Raw genomic sequence first — 17,842 nt, 5'->3', positions numbered from 1 at the left:
TAGATAAAAGCAAAAATATGAGTAAGGAAAAGATTTGAGCACCCCAACGCTTAATTGGATGTTAGACACCCCCTATGTGCAGCAGTGGCATATTGATGAAACGCACATCGACCACTATCAGCACGTTAATAATGTGGCATACCTGTCGCAGTTAGAAAGCCTAGCATGGGCCCATTCAAACGCGCTTGGCTTGCAGTTTGCCGATTATCAATCGCTTAACCGTGGCATGGTCATTAAGCGCCACGAGCTAAACTACCACCTGCCAACACATCTTGGAGATACGTTAGAATGCGCTACATGGATAGTGCATTGTGACAGCAAACTTACTTTGAAACGCCTGTTTCAATTTATCTGCCCAAAGCGAAACAAAACCGTATTTGATGCTATGACCACATTCGTATGTGTTAGCCTTGATACTGGCGCCCCAAAGCGAATGCCTAAACAATTCGTGGACATCTATGGCAAAGCGTGTGTGGCACAATGAAAACGTGGCTAGCGATAGTGCTTTCGCTCTTCCTCATTGTGTCGTTAGGCATAAACGTTTACCTATGGCTTAGTTTAAAGCAGCACAATGATAAAGCTTATGCACTAGAGGCCAGTTATGAACACCGTTTAGATAGTGACAAGCAGCTAGAAACCCAAGCACAGTTGGTGGATGAAACTCAGGTAAACGAAAAAGCTGAGCCCTTCAACAATGAACGCTCTCCCGCCAACTTTTCACCTATGACAGGCATTAACACGGCACCCAACGCACTTGACGATCTACGCACCTCTTCACCACTCGTTAATCAAGATCAATTAGAGTCACTGACTACCCTACTCAATAACGAGCAATACGCGTTCCTCGCCACTGAATTAACAAACCTTTTGAAATATGACCCGCTCAACGAATCTCTGTTGTTGCTAGAGGGTGAACTGATTGAGTTAACCAAGCCTCTCTCAACGGCCATAGTGCACTACTACGACTTGGCCGAACTGCCTCTTTCAACTGAAACTCTCTCATTTATTGACGCAAAAATTGCTACTTTGTATCAACAGGCCCAGACGCAGTTAAGTCAAGACGAACAATGGGAATTGGTTGCCAGATTAAATGAGCCACTGTATCAACGCATACCTGACGCTAGGCACTACACCCTTAATTTGGCTGAAGCGTACGCTTATCAGCAAAAGCTTACGTTAATGGAAGACGTGCTTGCTGCCCTTCCATCAAACGACAGAGACGCTAATATCATTCGCAATAAAGCCTATGAAATGCGCGATATTGCCAACGCAGACGCTACGCCGAACAAGAGTGAAATAGAGCCAACAGGCTCTGAAGCCGCACGTTATCAAACCCGTGTAACCTTAGAGCGCATTGGCGATCAATATCGCCTTGATGTAAAGGCGCTTAACCAAAAAGCCACCATGATTTTAGATACGGGTGCCAGTACCACCGCAATATCATCGCGACTCTTTGCGCGTTTAGGCCGTATGCGAAACCTCACGTTCATTGGTAACTTCAACATTAGAACCGCATCAGGAACCATTGAAGCCCCTCTGGTACAAATACCCCGATTTTACTTTGCTGGCTACGAGTTCAACGATGTTTCTGCCATCGTGCTGCCCGAAGACGCTCTACCCGATGCCGACGGATTGTTGGGAATGAACGTTCTAGGTCAGTTTGACTTTGCAATAATGCCCCAGTCTAGTGAGTTGATTTTGACAGAGCGTGATTAATGCAGTCTGCACAAGGGCGAGAGCTTTGCGCCTCTTGCCTTTTAGGCTCTATAGCGCGATGTATTAATTTTGCAATTCAACTAAAGGAAATGTCTCAAACACCACCCCTTCGTGGCCCGTTTCCATAAAGTTGCGGATATTGGCATGGTCGTCGCCGTTAGGGTTATTAAGTACATCTTCTCGATAAAAACGTCCAAATAAGGCCAGCGTTTGCGCTCGGTTTAGGTTTAAATGCTGACCGAGTGCGAGCAGTTTGCAAGAGCCATTGTTCTGATTGGCTTCGTTTTTCACGTCACCATTAGTGAAAGCAGTGGGCGTGAAAACAAACGCGCTATCAACGAGCGTGATAACGTCGTTAAATTCGATAGTATCTGGGGAATTAGTGACTGCTTGAACTAAGTCTTGGGTGCTGCTGTATGCCATGTTTATCTCAAAAAAAGAAAACGATAATAACAGGTCTATGTCATTACAAAAGTCCACAACAGGTTCAGTTTTAATATATACAAAAAAAGCGCCTCTCCATGAGGCGCTTATAATGCTAACAAGGTTGGGTTTACTAGCTCGTTAAACCGCAGCGCACACGCGCGTCCCCTGATCGATGGCCCGTTTTGCATCTAGCTCTAATGCTTCGTCTGCACCACCAATTAAGTGATAAGGCATGTTTAAGCCTTCAACGATATCACGCATCGGCTCCTGGCCTGCACAGATGATGATGTTATCTACCGGCAATACTTGGCTATTGCCTTCTACCGTAATGTGTAGCCCTTCATCATCAATTTTGTCGTAGCTCACACCTGGGATCATGGTCACGCCTTTGGCTAGCAAGCCTACTCGGTGTGCCCACCCCGTTGTCTTACCTAAACCCGCGCCAACTTTAGTTGTCTTGCGCTGTAATAGGAAAATCTCTCTCGGAGACGGCTCCGGCTGCGGCTTAACACCTTCAATGCCCGCGCGAGCAGAGAAGGTCATATCAATACCCCACTCTTTCATAAATGCAGGAATATCTTGGCTTGGCGTTTCTTTGCCATGAGACAAGTACTCCGCGGTATCAAAACCAATACCACCAGCACCGATAATAGCCACTTTATTGCCAACGGGTTTCTTTTCTTTCAATACTTCGATATAGGTCAGCACTTTCTCGTGCTCAATGCCTTCAATCGCTGGCGTGCGCGGCTTAATGCCCGTCGCAATCATCACTTCATCGAAACCTTCGTCGTTTAGCGCAGCCGCATCAACATAAGTATTGAGTTTAAGGGTAATATTATTATGAAGCTCAATTTGGCGCTTGAAATAACGCAGCGTTTCGTAGAACTCCTCTTTGCCTGGAATTTGTTTGGCGATATTAAATTGACCACCAATTTCACTAGATGCATCATAAATCACCACGTCGTGACCGCGCTTGGCAGAAGTCACTGCCGCTGCTAATCCAGCTGGGCCCGCACCTACCACTGCAACACGCTTTTTGGTTTCTGCTGGCTTAATGTTAATTTCAAGCTCATGACATGCACGAGGATTTACCAAACAGCTGGTCATTTTGCCGTTAAAGACATGGTCAAGGCAGGCTTGGTTGCAGCCAATACAGGTATTAATTTCGTCGGCTTTATTTTGCTGGGCTTTGCGGACGAAGTCAGGGTCTGCCAAGAACGGACGTGCCATAGACACCATGTCAGCATCGCCGCGAGACAACACTTCTTCAGCCACTTCAGGCGTGTTGATACGGTTTGACGTAATAACTGGAATTGAAAGCGCTTCTCGGAATTTAGCGGTCACCCACGTAAATGCCGCTCGCGGTACTTTAGTGGCAATGGTTGGAATACGCGCTTCGTGCCAACCAATACCGGTGTTAATAATAGTTGCACCGGCTTTTTCAATTTCTTTGCCAAGCTGTACGACTTCATCGTAAGTAGAGCCACCTTCCACAAGGTCTAGCATCGATAAGCGATAAATAATAATGAAGTTCTTACCTACCGCCTCGCGCACGCGGCGTACCACTTCAATAGGCAGACGGATACGGTTCTCGTATTCGCCCCCCCACTGATCGTCACGGTGGTTTGTGCGCTTTGCAATAAACTGATTAAGGAAATAGCCTTCAGACCCCATGATCTCAACACCATCATAACCCGCGCGCTGGGCTTGAGTTGCGGCAGTAATGAAATCTTTAATTTGCTTTTCAATCTCGTCAGCTTCAAGTGCTTTTGGCTTAAACGGGTTAATTGGTGCTTGTACCGCAGAAGGTGCCACTAGCTTTGGGCTATACGCATAGCGGCCCGTGTGCAGAATTTGCATACAGATTTTACCGCCAGCAATGTGCACCGCGTCAGTCACTTCTTTGTGGTTTTTCACCGCTTCGTCTGTATCTAAACGAAACGTTGACGGATGGGTAGCGCCCTCTTCGTTTGGTCCTATACCACCTGTAACGATAAGCCCTACGCCACCTCTGGCACGTTCACCATAAAATGCCGCCATACGTTTATGGCCGTCGGGTAATTCCTCTAAGCCTGTATGCATAGAGCCCATTAGCACGCGGTTTTTTAGGGTAGTGAAGCCTAAGTCTAAAGGACGAAATAAATGAGGGTAAACGGGATGATCGGTAACGGTCTGATTCATGATACATTCCTGAAAGTCGTTTTGGCTTGGTAAAAGCCGTTAAAAAGCCTGTTTAAATATTCTTATCTAATGCGCTCTTTCTCTGAAGGCGCTATGTAATTCAACGAATTACATAAACTTACGAATTCATTTTCTTAATGGCTGGGTGCAATGGCGGATATTCTGGCAGCGTTTTGGTTTTCTGTGCTTCCATGGCTTTAAACACATCTTCCATTTGGAACATGCCCGCTTGCCATGTGGCCATATAGGTCAAGCTCTCTGCCACCGTGTGTTCTGCCGCGTAGTTAATCATAGTCTTAGTGCCTGAAACTGCTAACGGCGAATTCATTGCAATCTGCTGCGCTATTTTCATCACTGCGTCTAGCAATGATTCTTGGTCGTCAAATACCTGATTTACAAAGCCAAGCTGCTGCGCTTCTGCTGCACCAAAATTGCGACCTGTATAAGCCAGTTCTTTAACTATGCCAATGGGAATGAGTTTTGGAAGTCGCTGAAGCGTGCCGACATCGGCTGTCATGCCTAATTGGGTTTCTTTAATAGTAAAAAAAGCATCTTGTGTGCAATAGCGCATGTCACATGCACTAAGCAAATCTACTGCACCACCAATTGCCCCGCCCTGCACGGCACCAATAACCGGCATACGTGCCTGCTCTATGGCGGTAAAGCTATCTTGAAGCAACATTACCATACGGCGCATACGCTCTGCTCTGCGCGACGGGTCGCCCTTAAAGTCTTCTTTCATATTCAGGAACACCGATAAGTCCATACCGGCAGAGAAATGCTTACCCGTTGATGAAATAACAATGACACGGGCGTTGCCTTCATCGTCTATTTTACGAATAGCCGCTGGCAATTCGGTCCAGAACTCTGGGATCATGCTGTTCATTGCGTCGGGGCGGTTTAGTACTACGTGGGCAATATGACCCTCTTGTTTTACTTCTAATGTAGAGTACTTCATGGTTTGCGCTGTCTCCTTGGGCTGTTCCTGTTAACAAATTTGCAAACTAGACAGCGTCAAGATAAAAGGCTATGTTGACAGTGTCAAGATAAAACGTTATCTATTCGTCTCAATTTTGAAAATGGAAACATCGGGTTTATGGCTAATGCAGTACAAAGCTACCATCACGGCGACTTGCGCAGCGCACTGATAGAGGCGGCAACGGCGCGTCTGTCTGAATACGGTGTTGATAGTTTATCTCTCAGGAAGCTGGCAGAAGATGCCGGAGTGTCACGTACTGCGCCCTATCACCATTTTAAGGACAAGAGTGCGCTTTTAAGCGCCATTGCAGCCAAAGGCTTTAGCGATTGGCATACCGCAGCTAAACGAATCTTCGAACAAGAAGACAAAACACCGCAGGCACGTTTCCGCGAATTTGTGCACGAATACATTGGCTACGCTGCCGACAACCCAGAGATGTACGAATTGATGTTTGGTCGCACTATTTGGCAAAACCAAGCGGCGACCAACGATCTGAAAGAGGTTGCATTTCCCTGCTTTCAGTTTCAGGTGACGATGACGCGCTATTGGCAAAATAAAGGGCTTCTCCCAAATAATCAGGATGCGCTGAGACTCGCACAGGTTACCTGGGGCACGTTACACGGGATTGCACGATTGCTCATTGATGGTATCTACGCTGACAGCAGTCATATCGAGGAAATGTGTGATTGTGCAGCAGATTTGTTTATGCAAAAGCAAATGGATACTTAGAACGGATGAATTGCCAGAGCGAGACGAAGACTCGCTCGTAGCACTTTTTTAGTTACGCCGATTCCGCTTTAGCCAAAGTTACTGGCTGACCTTCGTGCGTCGCTTTAATAAACTCAGCAGCACGTTCAGCAATCATGACGGTGGGCGCATTGGTATTGCCGCCAATTAGGCTGGGCATCACCGAAGCGTCTACCACTCTAAGGCCTGCAACACCTCTAACCCGTAATTGATTGTCTACTACCGCCATCTCATCATCATCGCTGCCCATTTTGCACGTACCAATTGGGTGATAAATGGTTTCAGCACGCTCACGTAAAAACTCTAATATTTCTTCATCTGTTTGTGCTTCTACCCCAGGATATAGTTCACTGCCTTGGAACTTGTCGAAGTCTGGTGCAGATAGCAGCTTACGAGCAATGCGCACACCTTCAATCATGACTTGCTGATCTTCCTCTGCAGTCAAATAATTGGGGTCAATAAGGGCTTGATCAGCAGGATGGTTGCTTTGAAGCGAAATAGTGCCGCGACTTTTGGGGTATAGACAGCATACGTGAAGGCCATAACCGTAACCAAAAGCTAACTGTCTTCCATGGTCGTTTAAAATTGCCGGTAGAAAGTGAAACTGGATGTCTGGACCTTGTGTCGCTAAGCTTGAGCTAACAAAGCCACCTGCTTCGGCAATGTTGGACGAGAAAATACCTTTGCGCCTAAACGCATAGTCTGCGGTGGCTTTTACATAGGAAGGTAATGCCCCCAATGCCACGGCATAGCCCTCTCTGGCTTTGCAGGTATACTGTACAATTGCATCAAGATGGTCTTGTAAGTTTTGACCCACACCCGGCAGGTCTTGTTGTACAAAGATTCCCTTTTCTTCTAGCTCTGCTCTGGGTCCTATACCCGAAAGCATGAGAAGTTGTGGTGAATTAATCGCGCCACCGCAAAGAATAACTTCACTTTTAGCAAAGTAGCGATTTACTACACCTTTTTCGCGTACCTGAACGCCAATTGCACGCCCCTCTTTTAACAGCACTTTTTCGGCTGCGACTCTTGTAAGTACAGTTAAATTGTTGCGATGCTTGGCCTGCGTTAAATATCCCTTCGCCGTTGAACAGCGCTGTCCGTTGGCCTGAGTAACATGGTAATAGCCTAGCCCCTCTCTATCGTCTCGGTTAAAGTCGTCGAGCTGTTGATAGCCTGCAATCGACGCTGAGTTCACAAATGCGTCTGACAGCACGCTGGTATGCCTAAGCTTGCTAACATTGAGTGGGCCGCCTGTGCCGTGGTATTCATCAGCACCTTCTTCAAAGTTCTCAGAGCGTTTGAAATAAGGCAGTACATCATCAAACGACCAACCTTCAGCCCCTTCTTCGTTAGCCCAGCGGTCGTAGTCTTCTTTTTGCCCGCGAATATAACACATCGCATTAACCGAACTGCTGCCGCCCAAGGTTTTACCGCGGGGCCAGAACAGTTCTCTGTCATACATCTCTTTTTGCGGCGCCGTATGATAACCCCAACCAATACCTTCAAACCTACTGAGCAAAGACAAGCCAAACGGGATGTGAATAAGCGGGTTAGTATCTTTAGAGCCAGCTTCAAGTAGCAAAATATCTAAAGCGGGGTTTTCCGATAAACGTGTGGCAAGCACAGCGCCCGCAGAACCTCCACCAACAATGATGTAATCGTATTTGCTCAGTACTTCGCTCATTTCGCCGACTCCTTGAGGGCAAGACTATCAACATGTTAATAAAACGTTGTGGTACGACCAGATTACCAAACAATACTTCGCCAAGAAAAGACTTAAATTGTAAGATTTAAAAAATCTAATAATCCTGATAACTTAAGTGCTATATCGAAGCAGCCCCTACTCTGAAAAAACTAACAACAAGCCACCGCCTAGTAGATTTAGGCTAAGAATGAACGTTGACCAAAAACCTATCATTTAAAGACAAATGTAAAGTCTACCTTGCACAATGGCTTGTGAAATGGGGCAAGCTGACGCACGACGACTTCACGAAATCAGAGCTTCATGACCTCGTAAAAGGCAGCTTTCCTTACTCATTCACTTTCGATATCCCCATGGGAACTGGCACGGTTACCGTGCTTGAAGGAAATATCACGCTAGATAGTGAAAGCAACCGTATTGGTCTGCAGTGCCTCGCTGCGCTTAATATTGTGGTTGCCACCACGACTATTTATCGCGCTCATGTTGTATTTACCGTGTCGGCTTCACCCTATTACGACAAAAATATGAGTACACTCTATTTGACTGGCGTTGCCACTGATAGCGTCACCTTAGTTAACGATGATTACGCGTTGATTAAAGACACGCAATTTCTGATGTCGCGACTCTTCCCCAAAAGCGTTAATTCTTTGCTTGGTGGCTCTTTAAAATCAGCGTTATCACTGTTTAGCGCCGGCACATCCGATATGGCTGCAGACTATCTAAAGGTCTATTTATCTGGCTCGAAACAAGCCGTGTTGGACTACCACATCCCTCTCATTAACAACGCCATTAAAAAGCAAATTAAGCAGGAAGACTTAAGCCATACCATGCGTAACGACCATTGGCGCGAGGTTCTGTTCTCAAAAGCTGGCCAAAACGTGCGTATAGAAGACGACGTGCTGCGCTTCTACCTCATTGAATGACAACGCTTACTGTTTGGAACAATGCACGCTAGTGATCTGACACAATAGAAACAGGGACGGTATCCACCTGTTCACCAATATCGTCGATGTTTAACCTGGGATCGTCCACACTTGCTTCTAGCATATCGAACGCCTCTTTGACGTAGCGCGCTAACGGCTGTAGCGATTCAATATTCTTATTGCAGCACACTAATCCCACATTTGCCGTGCCTGCATATGTCATAAGCGTAATATTTACCCCGCCACCAGGTGTCATGGTAGAAATGGGGTAGCAAGCCAGAAGCTCTGCATCTTTTAGATACCGCGTATCTTTTGGCCCAGGTACATTGGAAATTAAGATGTTGGCAATGGGTTTGACTACGCTAGATAGCCTTAACCACTCAAAGACCAGTGCAAGCGATTGAATAACAATAGTATAGCCGCTAAATGCTGCGGGCCGCGCGTGCTGCGCTGCATGTTTTACAATGCGGTGATTCACTACAATTTGGCGCAAACGTAAATAAGGATCAGTTTCGCCGTGAGCAAGCTGCACCGGCACAATAGCTATCTTATTACCCGTGGTTTTCTCGCCGGGTTTACGCAAATTAATTGGCATATTGGTGAACAAGGCTTTTTTAAATACTTGCCCATGGTCTTGCAGCAGTTTATGTACGCCAATATCGAAGGCACATAGCAACACCTCGTTTGCCGTAGAGCGCGTTCGCCTTGCCAGGGCTTTCACACGCTTAAAGTCTAAGTCCATGGTAGCCACAGCCCTTCCCGCTTTCACTTGTCCAGTCAGCACTGTTTTCGTACCAGTGAAAGGAATAGGCATATAGTGTGGGTTCACTCGCAGCACTTTCATAAATATACGGATAAAGATAATAAGCAAGTCGAGCGCTGTTTTAAGTGCGTAGCCTACTCCCACTAAGCGCTTGTAAAAGCTCACAGGCTCCCTGCGCCTATGCCGAAGCCGCTTCACTGCCCAAACGGGCGTAAACTTAGTTTCGTGAGAATTTGATACATAGCCCGCCTGGAACCAGCGTACCAAAGTTGCACCGTCACCATACATATGGTGAACGCGTGCATATATCGCAAACGTCTCGCTTTTATCGTCAAAAATAAAGTGGTATTGCCAAAGCGGTTTATCAGGATCTAACCGAGAAGCGTGTAATCGTGCTACAAACCCGTCTAAAGCCTCGCGGTTAGTGACATCAGCCACACGATGAATTTGAACGTGATAATCCATGTTGAGCTTCTTTACTGGCACAAACCCAACCGGATAACCCAACACTGTTTTTACCGCACAGTTAAATGGCGATGTAGCGCGGGCAAAGCTTCTTATTTCTTGAAATAACTGGGGAACATATTCAGTGCTCTTTGCCCCTTTTGGAATGGCAAGAAGCTGTAAGCAAGCTACGTGTTTCGGATTTTCATCTGACTCTGTTATCCAAAATGACTTATCTAAGAAACTGAGCGTTTTTGCCATTGCTATTCCTTTATGCGAAGTCTAAGGGGGACGGGGTTGCTGCCTCTCTCATAAAGTCATGAGAATGTAGCATTTGTTCTAGTTGGTGCTTTTGTTCATCAGACAGTGCCAATCTGGGAAGAACACTAACCATCATCAATGACAGTGCATGATAACGCTGCATTTCGCTGTCCATATGACTGTTTAATTCGTCAAACTGGCATGATTGAGTAATAATTAACGACATTAAGTCGACCATCAGTGCCCTATCTGCTTTTGAGGCAACGAGAACGTTACGCCTTGATAATGAGTCGAAGAGAAAGGCGAGTTGCTTGTTTAGACTGGATAATATGTGCTGTCTGGGCCGGACGATACTGGGATACTTTTCCGCCAAATCAGCAGGACTTCGATAGAAAAAGCGGAACACATGAATACTATCAATAAGCAGAAATAGGTAATACATGATTTCTTCTGGATGCAGCGTGTCGAGTTTTTCTCGATTTAGCATCTTCTGCATTTGTTGTTCATGCATTTTCATTAATGCGCTTACTAAGCTGTCTTTACCCTTAAAGTGGTAATAAAGATTACCTGGGCTGATATCTAACTCGACGGCAATATCAACACTGGTTATGGTGTTCTCACCGTGCTCGTTAAATAGCGTTAAGGCGGTGAGTAGTATTTTCTGCGCGGTTTTCATAATTTAGTTCAATCCTTTGCCAACCCAGTGCGTTAATTTTTTTATTCGTGAAACACGCTACATAAACACCAGATAGAGTTGAGCAATACCAGCTACCATACCTAGAATAGCGCCGGTTACGATGAGCTTCCACTCATCCTGTTGATACGCTGGGCGCAAAACGCCTTCAAATTCTTCAACACTTAACGCCTGCATGCGCTCACTTAAATCGTGCCCAATCTGCATAGCATTATTAGCGTAATCAAACGCATAAAGCAGATACTTATCAGAATTATCAAATATCTGACGCACCGCTAGTGCCTTCATTTTATGGTAATTTTCTGACCCCACACCCAACGCAAAATACGGTTGCGCTATAGCAACATAGCGTTCAATAGCGTCGTTGACATGAAGCTCAATGAGTTCTAAAAGCTGGGCTGAGCCTGAACCATGCAAGATTACATGGGTGATGTTTTTAGGCGTTATAAGCTTTTCTTCAATAATGTTTGAATAGACTTCGGACACTTCTTTTTGGCGCTTTAAAAACATACCTTGAATAGTAATAGGCCCCACTTTTCTCGGGCGTTTGGGTTCGAATATGATTTTGATAGCAATCCAATTAGTGGCATAACCCACAAGCAGCCCACCTAACGGCAGAATCCACCATGCTTGGTAGAAATACCAAAGTAGCATGGTGGGCAAACCAAACAAAAAGCCAAAATAGAAGCCAGAACGCACAATAAACGGAAACTCTTTGCTGCCTGCCGTTAAGAAAATTTCATTAACGAGCTCGGGCGCATTCACCAGCTGCTCTACCACCAGCTCTTTAATATCTAAAATTTCTGAAACATTGTGCTGAAAGTCGTCCACCATTTTATGAACCACATTAGGAATGTCGTTTTCGATACGTTGATAGACTAAATTTTTGCCCTGTACAGGCAACGCAGCCCAAAGTTGAGGCGCAGATTCTGCCATTACATCGTTAACGACTTTGCGAATAACTTGACTTAAACGCCGCTCAATTGCTTTGGTGAGCTCGTCTGCGTCTAAACGCTGTGCTAACTCTTCAACACTAAGCAGTTTGCCTAGCACTAGCTCAACCTCAATCTCGGCCATTTGGCGGCGCTTCGCAGGAATGAGTCCCTGCCACCCTAAGAAAGGCTTAATACCAACAAACTCAATGGGGTAAAACATCATTTTTACCGCCAGATAGTTGGTTAGCCATCCAACAATAGCGCTAATTAAAGGAATTGATAGCAGACTTAGCGTTTCAAAGTTCCATTCCATACTACGAACATGTGGTCCAATTTGTTATTTTCTCTCTCAGGCTACTGAGTGCTTATGAAATGGTCAATGTAAAAAGTGAAATTACTGCTAATTATTGATTGAAAACAGCTAAATGAAAGTCTAAAAGTTAGAATGTTTGACCTTGTGTGATTCACCTAAAGTGCATCAGTTTTCTCAACAACAAACGATTAGGTAGTGAATTCTAAATTTACGCCATACACTCAAAATAGTGTATGAACCGCTGTTCTCATGCCCTTGCTTTAAGTCTTCGTTATTTGGACATTTAAAGACCTGTAATTTTTGAGAACTGTGTTCTAAGTGAAAACTATCGTTTTGCTGGTGTTTTTCGGGTCAGTGTACTTTTTCAAATGAGTAGAAGGCACAGCCCTCATCAATCAAAAATAGGTACTCGTCATGGCAGTATTCGACTTGCGGTTAAAAAAGCTTGAACATGAAATCGAGCATGCAGGCAATTATGATGAATATGAGGCCGCGTGCTTAGCGCACGATGCATTGTCTGGTGCTGAGGAATGGAAAGCCGAAGACGCTAGCGATGATTACGACTACAAACTAATTCGAAAACGGGTTCAGCGCCTACAGCTTGCCAGAGGCAAAGGCGATTTACATGCGCTTATGTCGATTCTGCACGAGGGGCTACACGGCAATTTAGGCAATATTGCCAACCCCGTATTACTTACCCAGTGTAAAATAGGCACTAAATATCTTATTGAACAGTTTATTGACGAAGTGATATTGGCGCTAGAGCAAATTTATCACGCCGATGAGCAAGATGTAGACTTTTACGAGAAACTGTCATTTTTTGAAGAGACTGCACACGCCTTCGGGCGCAGCTGCCTTATGCTTTCAGGTGGCGCAGGCTTAGGCTTTTTCCATGCTGGCGTGGTTAAGTCATTAAACGAAAAGAATTTGTTACCTACCGTAGTGTCTGGCTCTAGCGCTGGTTCTATCATCGCAGCCATGTTGGGTACACGAACTCACGACCAATTATTAGAAGCACTCAGCGCCGACTTTATTTACGAGACTTTTAAACACTGGCGAAGCTTTGCCGGTCTTGGAAAGAAAGGGCTATTTGATAGTTCCGTGCTCGAAAATGCGCTGATTGAACTTTTCGACCTTACCACTTTTGAGGAAGCCTTTAAGAAAACAGGTCGACACATTACTGTGACGGTATCCCCTGCCGACCTCCATCAACATTCGCGCTTGTTAAATGCTAAAACCTCACCGAATGCGATTATTACTCAAGCGGTACGTGCATCCTGTGCAGTTCCCATCATTTTTAGCCCTGTACAGTTAAGAGCGAAAACGCCTTCGGGCGATATTGTGCCTTATATTCCCAACCGTCGTTTTGCCGATGGCTCATTAATGGCCGACCTTCCCTTCGAGCGCTTAGCGAGGCTATATGGCGTAAATCACAGTATCGTGAGCCAAACAAACCCGTTGGCAGTGCCATTCATTTCCGCAAACCGCATTGACCCCAACTCGCTGTGGGACATGTCTGCGCGCCATCTTGGCCAACTAGCGAAAACTAACAGTATTTTCGCCATTGATATCATTGAAAGATTAACCGGTAATAAAAGTGCCAAATTGGCTATTCATAAAGTTCGTTCTATCATTGATCAGCAATACGTAGGTAACATCAATATTTTACCCAAGCGCCAAATTAGAAATTTATCGCAGGTGTTGTCTAATCCAACGCGCGAAAGCATCAATCAGTTGATCGTCAGTGGCGAACGGGCATCATGGCCGCAACTTCATGTTATTAAAAGAAATACCAAAATTAGCGAAAATTTACGGTATCATTTAGGCCAATTGAAAAAACGTGAGGCAGTAGAGCTTGGGCACGAAGTAAGATAGCGTGTGCGTCGCTTGACCTGTCTTGAATTGCCAATAGCAAAGTAATGGCAATTCGCAGCATCTTTTGAAAGGAAAACGGTGAGCGCACAAAGCCAAAACCCCGACAGCATTTACACGCAGCAAGTAAAACAACTAATCAATATGATTTATCCTCAAGAAACGGGCTACGGTTCGGTGTTCGAGGATGCGAGTCACTATTTTTCGCTTACCCCCTCTCTTGAGCAGCACATTGAAGACTTGAAAGCTCAGCTTAAGAGAATTGAGGGAAATAAAAACAAAGAGTTGCTTGCAGAGCAACTGACCAAGCAAATAACAAACAGCACTGAAAAGCTTGAAGAAGAGCGTCTGGCAAGGATAGAGCGGCTTGACGCTGTAAGCACCAAAATTATTGAGCTTTGTGAGGGCGACAACTGGCAAGAAACACAACAGCTCAGCGCTAAGTTGCTTGGTACACTTATGCTGCTCACACGAGGACCAGAGGGCAACTTTGCACGTGTGCACATGCGCTTCAAACCGCTCTACAAAGCGGTGCTTACACTGCGCTTAGTCGATAGACTGTTAGAGCACGACACGATTGCTCACAAATATCTCTCGAAGTATCGCGAAGCTGCATCCCGGTTTCGTGGGAACCGCTATTGGCGCGATAAATGGAAAACTGAGCTTGGACGACCGCTAATTACCGCAGCGTTACTTCAAGATATTGGCCTGCAAAGCCCTGCCGCACTCACCATCTTGAAAGGGGAAAATGGCGATCTAGACGAATTCCGTTTGTTAGACGAGTCTCAGCGAAAAGACTTGCTGAAACTGAACTACCACTTCACCTTAAAGTACTTGACCGAGGGGCTAGGATTGCCCAATTACGTAGGGAATGACAAGGAAGAAAGAGACCGTTTTATTCAAACTCATAAAGACGCGAACGAATTTTTACAGCAGCTGGTAAAAGATGCATTTGTGTCGAAAACGGGGCTGGGAGAAATTGTAAAGATCCCTCAAATTTATGTTTCGATTGTGCTTTCAACTAAGTCTGACTACTCACGTATGAGCTTGCCTAAAGGCTACATGCTCATTGAACAATTAGCGAAAAAAGGCGGCTTAAATAAGCAGTTAGCTCAGGATTTTGTTGAGCTTGTGGGATACTTCCCGCAAGGGTTCGGTATTACGTTTATACCTGTTAATGAAAACGGTCAGGAAAAGGACCAGTACGAATGTGCAATAGTGATTGGCCTCAACCCTGCAAATCCAGCTGAGCCTTTATGTAAAGTGGTAACAAGAAATCAGAAGTACATTACCAGCGGTACGCAAGAAATCATTCCCAAAGGAAGAAACCTTTATTTCCCAGCTAACCGCAAGAAACTCATGCGCGTAGGGAAAGACAGATTAAGTGAAATTATGAGTCAATTGTCGAGCAACTTCACTCCGGACGCACTTGACGATTTAGTACCGAGTTTCTGGGAACCCTATGACTTCTTCGGTTTTAAAAAGCATCAGAATTTGTGGGCGAAAAATAAATAGCGAGTAAGTATTCTTCTATAAAGATATGATAAAACACGGACTGAATGAGACGTTTTTATGACTATTGAGGTAAGCCGAGCACAACTTAGAAAAGCAAGATTGGGAGTCTATTTTGTCGCTTTAGTTGCCCTAATTTTTGTCATCGCCTTTTCAATACAAGTAGTTAAAGGGTTAGCCGGCCCAATCTCTTCAATGAATTGGGTTCCTATCAAAGCAACTTTAATAAATGTATATATTGACGAAATGATTACAACAACGACTAGAGATAATCGAAGCCAATATACTTTATACACGCCTCGTATCCTTTACAAATACAATACTAGTGGCCAAGAACATACCGGAAGAAAAGTTACTTGGTATGACATTTATGACGACGGCTTTATGCTTAAATTAGGGCTTGAATTAAAAAGAAAATTTGCAGCTTCTGAGCCAGTAGACATTTTCATAAACCCCAAAAACTCGGCAGAATCCATTTTGATCAAGCGTGTTATCTGGGAACATATGTCGATGTTGCTTGTCGGTTTTCTTGTTTCTTGGTCGGTATTTCTTTGGTTAGTTTACGTTCTTATTTTTAAGTTAAAGTATAAACGTTGATGACTTTGAATTTATCTAGTTGCATTTTAAAAGTTGCTTTTGATTCTTTTGAAAAGCTTCTTTTAGTAACGACACAAATATATACATCTGAAAGCTCACTGGCATGTCACAAACTGAGCACCCTAACTACTAACCAAACAAGAATTGTATTAATGTTTCATGGTGATTATTACGCAATACAAGATGACTCGGATATACTGGCAAAAATTCTTGGATTAGAGGTGGATAGTTTAGAGGCCTGACATCACCGATAATTATCTCTACACTCAAACAAAAAGATAATTTAAACGAACCTAGACGAAGCAGCGCCAAATATACGCGTATTCATTTATTTGGCGCTATTACCAAAAACTACCTTTACCTTTATTGAACGCCTTTACTCGTCGTTCTTTGTGATGTCAGACGAATCCGATGTACTTTTAGTCGTACTTTTGGCCGATGTAGCTTTTGTACTAGCCGTTGTTTTACGTGCTGTACTCTTTGCTGCCGTTGACTTTGCTACGGTGCGTTTATTCGCTGTTCCGGTCGCGGCCTTTTTAGTCGCACTAGGCGATGAAGCGGCCGTTGTAGTGGTTGTTTTTGTTTTACTCGGTTTGCGGGTACCGGTAGTTGTCGACGAGGTCGTTGTTGACTTAGCTGAAGAGCTTTTAGTTGCTGTTCTGTTATTGGCAGTAGCCTTACTTGCAGTACTTGTCACTTCGGCTTTTTTAGCCGCCTCCTTTGCAGCTAAAAGGGCTACTTGCTCAACGAGTAAGTCCACTTTTGCGCTCAGCATTTCAAGCTGTTGTTCTTTCTGTTGACGTTTTTGACCGCCAGACAACACCGAAAATAATGGCGTTGATGCAACCAGTTTTTGAGCAGTATCAACTAGGGCGAATGGATTAAGCGTACGTCTAAGTTCACTCTCCACTTCCAAGCCTTTAGCTTGCATAGCATTGATGGTTTCTTGAGTGTTATCAATTTTTTGGCTGACCACACCTGCCGCTTGATCTAGCTTTGAAGACAATAGGTCGGAACCAGCAAAAAGCCATCCAAACAAGGGGGACGACTTCAGAGATGAAGGGGTAGTACCATTTAGCGTTGTCGATTCTCTTTGGACAACAGGCATAGCTTCCGGGTTAGGAATATTTTTGTTGCTCATAACGCCTCCAATATGGAGATTTAGTAAGCATGACAGTGGAAAGCAATGTGATTTACAGCACACTAAGTTGCACACTCGCTTTCCGCGGTCACTCAACTGTAGCTTTCTATCTAGCCAATTTAGTTAAAAGGACTAAATGAAAGCTGCGTTTTGGACACCGAAAACGGTGTCCAAAATACTGATTGCTTTACTTGCTGGCAGCTAGCTTTGCAACCGCTTCAGTCAAGGCATCGATTTTTGCTGAAAGCTCTTCGATGCGCTGATCAGCTGGCTCTGAATCAAGGCCAAGTTTCTTGCGCACGTCTGCAACGCGATTTTCAACATCGTTAGTCGTAGATTTGAACTTACTCTTTGCGTCTTCTTCTAGCGTTTCGCCTTTTGTCACTAGCTCGTCAAACATTTTGTTCGCTTCTTCGCTTAGCTTCTCGTAACGCCCCTGCGCTTCTTCAACGCTCTTGCCATAAGCGCCTAGGCCTGCTAACCAAATTTTACGTGCCATTTCTTCGGCTTCGTTGATTTTACCTTTAATTGTGTCAGTAGTAGTCATGTTCAGCTCCTATGAATGCTAAATGAGAGTGTATTTCAACACCATGGCTTTACTTTACGATTAACAATTAGAATCTGCATACTAAA

The 17,842-nt window shown here is 44.7% G+C and carries 16 protein-coding genes; 7 read left to right on the top strand and 9 right to left on the bottom strand.

The window, feature by feature from the left end; translation table 11 throughout:
- Window positions 1-34: 34 nt before the first annotated feature.
- Window positions 35-484, top strand: a complete 450-nt coding sequence (locus MHM87_RS07005) for a thioesterase family protein (RefSeq protein ID WP_239258262.1) — start codon at window positions 35-37, stop codon at window positions 482-484.
- A complete protein-coding gene (locus tag MHM87_RS07000; RefSeq protein ID WP_239258260.1) occupies window positions 481-1,716 on the top strand; it encodes a retropepsin-like aspartic protease in 1,236 nt (411 codons plus the stop codon). Before MHM87_RS07005 ends, MHM87_RS07000 begins: the two co-directional genes overlap by 4 nt.
- 63 nt (window positions 1,717-1,779) lie before the next feature.
- Here MHM87_RS07000 and MHM87_RS06995 read toward each other — a convergent pair whose 3' ends face one another.
- The 3 genes from MHM87_RS06995 to MHM87_RS06985 form a co-directional block, all read right to left on the bottom strand.
- A complete protein-coding gene (locus tag MHM87_RS06995) occupies window positions 1,780-2,139 on the bottom strand; it encodes a HopJ type III effector protein (RefSeq protein ID WP_239258258.1) in 360 nt (119 codons plus the stop codon).
- 141 nt (window positions 2,140-2,280) lie between these two features.
- Window positions 2,281-4,323, bottom strand: coding sequence for an NADPH-dependent 2,4-dienoyl-CoA reductase (locus tag MHM87_RS06990; protein ID WP_239258256.1), 2,043 nt, complete (start codon window positions 4,321-4,323; stop codon window positions 2,281-2,283).
- Window positions 4,324-4,441: 118 nt separating this feature from the next.
- On the bottom strand, window positions 4,442-5,281 hold the full coding sequence (locus MHM87_RS06985; RefSeq protein ID WP_239258254.1) for a crotonase/enoyl-CoA hydratase family protein: 840 nt from the start codon (window positions 5,279-5,281) through the stop codon (window positions 4,442-4,444).
- A gap of 138 nt (window positions 5,282-5,419) precedes the next feature.
- Here MHM87_RS06985 and MHM87_RS06980 point away from each other — a divergent pair, with 138 nt between their 5' ends.
- Complete coding sequence (locus tag MHM87_RS06980) at window positions 5,420-6,031, top strand: TetR/AcrR family transcriptional regulator (RefSeq protein WP_239258252.1); 612 nt, start codon at window positions 5,420-5,422, stop codon at window positions 6,029-6,031.
- A gap of 52 nt (window positions 6,032-6,083) precedes the next feature.
- On the opposite strand, the gene MHM87_RS06975 is transcribed toward MHM87_RS06980, so the two are convergent.
- Window positions 6,084-7,736 carry a choline dehydrogenase gene (locus MHM87_RS06975; RefSeq protein WP_239258250.1) on the bottom strand — a complete coding sequence of 551 codons (1,653 nt, stop codon included), beginning with the start codon at window positions 7,734-7,736 and terminating at the stop codon, window positions 6,084-6,086.
- 215 nt (window positions 7,737-7,951) lie between these two features.
- Between MHM87_RS06975 and MHM87_RS06970 the strand changes: the two genes are divergently transcribed.
- Window positions 7,952-8,677 carry a DUF1439 domain-containing protein gene (locus tag MHM87_RS06970; RefSeq protein WP_239258248.1) on the top strand — a complete coding sequence of 242 codons (726 nt, stop codon included), beginning with the start codon at window positions 7,952-7,954 and terminating at the stop codon, window positions 8,675-8,677.
- Window positions 8,678-8,705: 28 nt separating this feature from the next.
- Here the strand turns inward: MHM87_RS06970 and MHM87_RS06965 are convergent, their stop codons facing one another.
- Genes MHM87_RS06965 through MHM87_RS06955 form a run of 3 tightly spaced genes read right to left on the bottom strand, consistent with a single transcriptional unit; the run spans window position 8,706 to window position 12,087 of the window.
- Window positions 8,706-10,145 carry a wax ester/triacylglycerol synthase domain-containing protein gene (locus MHM87_RS06965; RefSeq protein ID WP_239258246.1) on the bottom strand — a complete coding sequence of 480 codons (1,440 nt, stop codon included), beginning with the start codon at window positions 10,143-10,145 and terminating at the stop codon, window positions 8,706-8,708.
- Between the two features lie 10 nt (window positions 10,146-10,155).
- The gene (locus tag MHM87_RS06960; RefSeq protein ID WP_239258244.1) at window positions 10,156-10,821 is read right to left on the bottom strand and encodes a TetR/AcrR family transcriptional regulator; all 666 of its coding nucleotides are present in this window, start codon (window positions 10,819-10,821) and stop codon (window positions 10,156-10,158) included.
- A 57-nt stretch (window positions 10,822-10,878) separates the two neighbouring features.
- Window positions 10,879-12,087 carry a DUF445 family protein gene (locus tag MHM87_RS06955; protein ID WP_239258242.1) on the bottom strand — a complete coding sequence of 403 codons (1,209 nt, stop codon included), beginning with the start codon at window positions 12,085-12,087 and terminating at the stop codon, window positions 10,879-10,881.
- Between the two features lie 414 nt (window positions 12,088-12,501).
- Between MHM87_RS06955 and MHM87_RS06950 the strand changes: the two genes are divergently transcribed.
- From MHM87_RS06950 to MHM87_RS06940, 3 genes are all read left to right on the top strand, one after another.
- Window positions 12,502-13,962 carry a DUF3336 domain-containing protein gene (locus MHM87_RS06950; RefSeq protein WP_014976917.1) on the top strand — a complete coding sequence of 487 codons (1,461 nt, stop codon included), beginning with the start codon at window positions 12,502-12,504 and terminating at the stop codon, window positions 13,960-13,962.
- 78 nt (window positions 13,963-14,040) lie between these two features.
- Complete coding sequence (locus MHM87_RS06945) at window positions 14,041-15,474, top strand: hypothetical protein (RefSeq protein ID WP_239258240.1); 1,434 nt, start codon at window positions 14,041-14,043, stop codon at window positions 15,472-15,474.
- 57 nt (window positions 15,475-15,531) lie between these two features.
- The gene (locus tag MHM87_RS06940; protein WP_239258238.1) at window positions 15,532-16,068 is read left to right on the top strand and encodes a DUF3592 domain-containing protein; all 537 of its coding nucleotides are present in this window, start codon (window positions 15,532-15,534) and stop codon (window positions 16,066-16,068) included.
- Window positions 16,069-16,444: 376 nt separating this feature from the next.
- Here MHM87_RS06940 and MHM87_RS06935 read toward each other — a convergent pair whose 3' ends face one another.
- Both MHM87_RS06935 and MHM87_RS06930 read right to left on the bottom strand, forming a co-directional pair.
- Complete coding sequence (locus MHM87_RS06935; RefSeq protein WP_239258236.1) at window positions 16,445-17,209, bottom strand: hypothetical protein; 765 nt, start codon at window positions 17,207-17,209, stop codon at window positions 16,445-16,447.
- A 187-nt stretch (window positions 17,210-17,396) separates the two neighbouring features.
- The gene (locus MHM87_RS06930) at window positions 17,397-17,756 is read right to left on the bottom strand and encodes a phasin family protein (protein ID WP_014949994.1); all 360 of its coding nucleotides are present in this window, start codon (window positions 17,754-17,756) and stop codon (window positions 17,397-17,399) included.
- Window positions 17,757-17,842 lie beyond the last annotated feature (86 nt).

Source organism: Alteromonas sp. Cnat3-28, from assembly GCF_022348265.1.
GTDB lineage: Bacteria > Pseudomonadota > Gammaproteobacteria > Enterobacterales > Alteromonadaceae > Alteromonas > Alteromonas macleodii.
The sequence above is the reverse complement of the archived record's forward strand: the minus strand, read 5'-3'. Positions and strand labels throughout refer to the sequence as shown.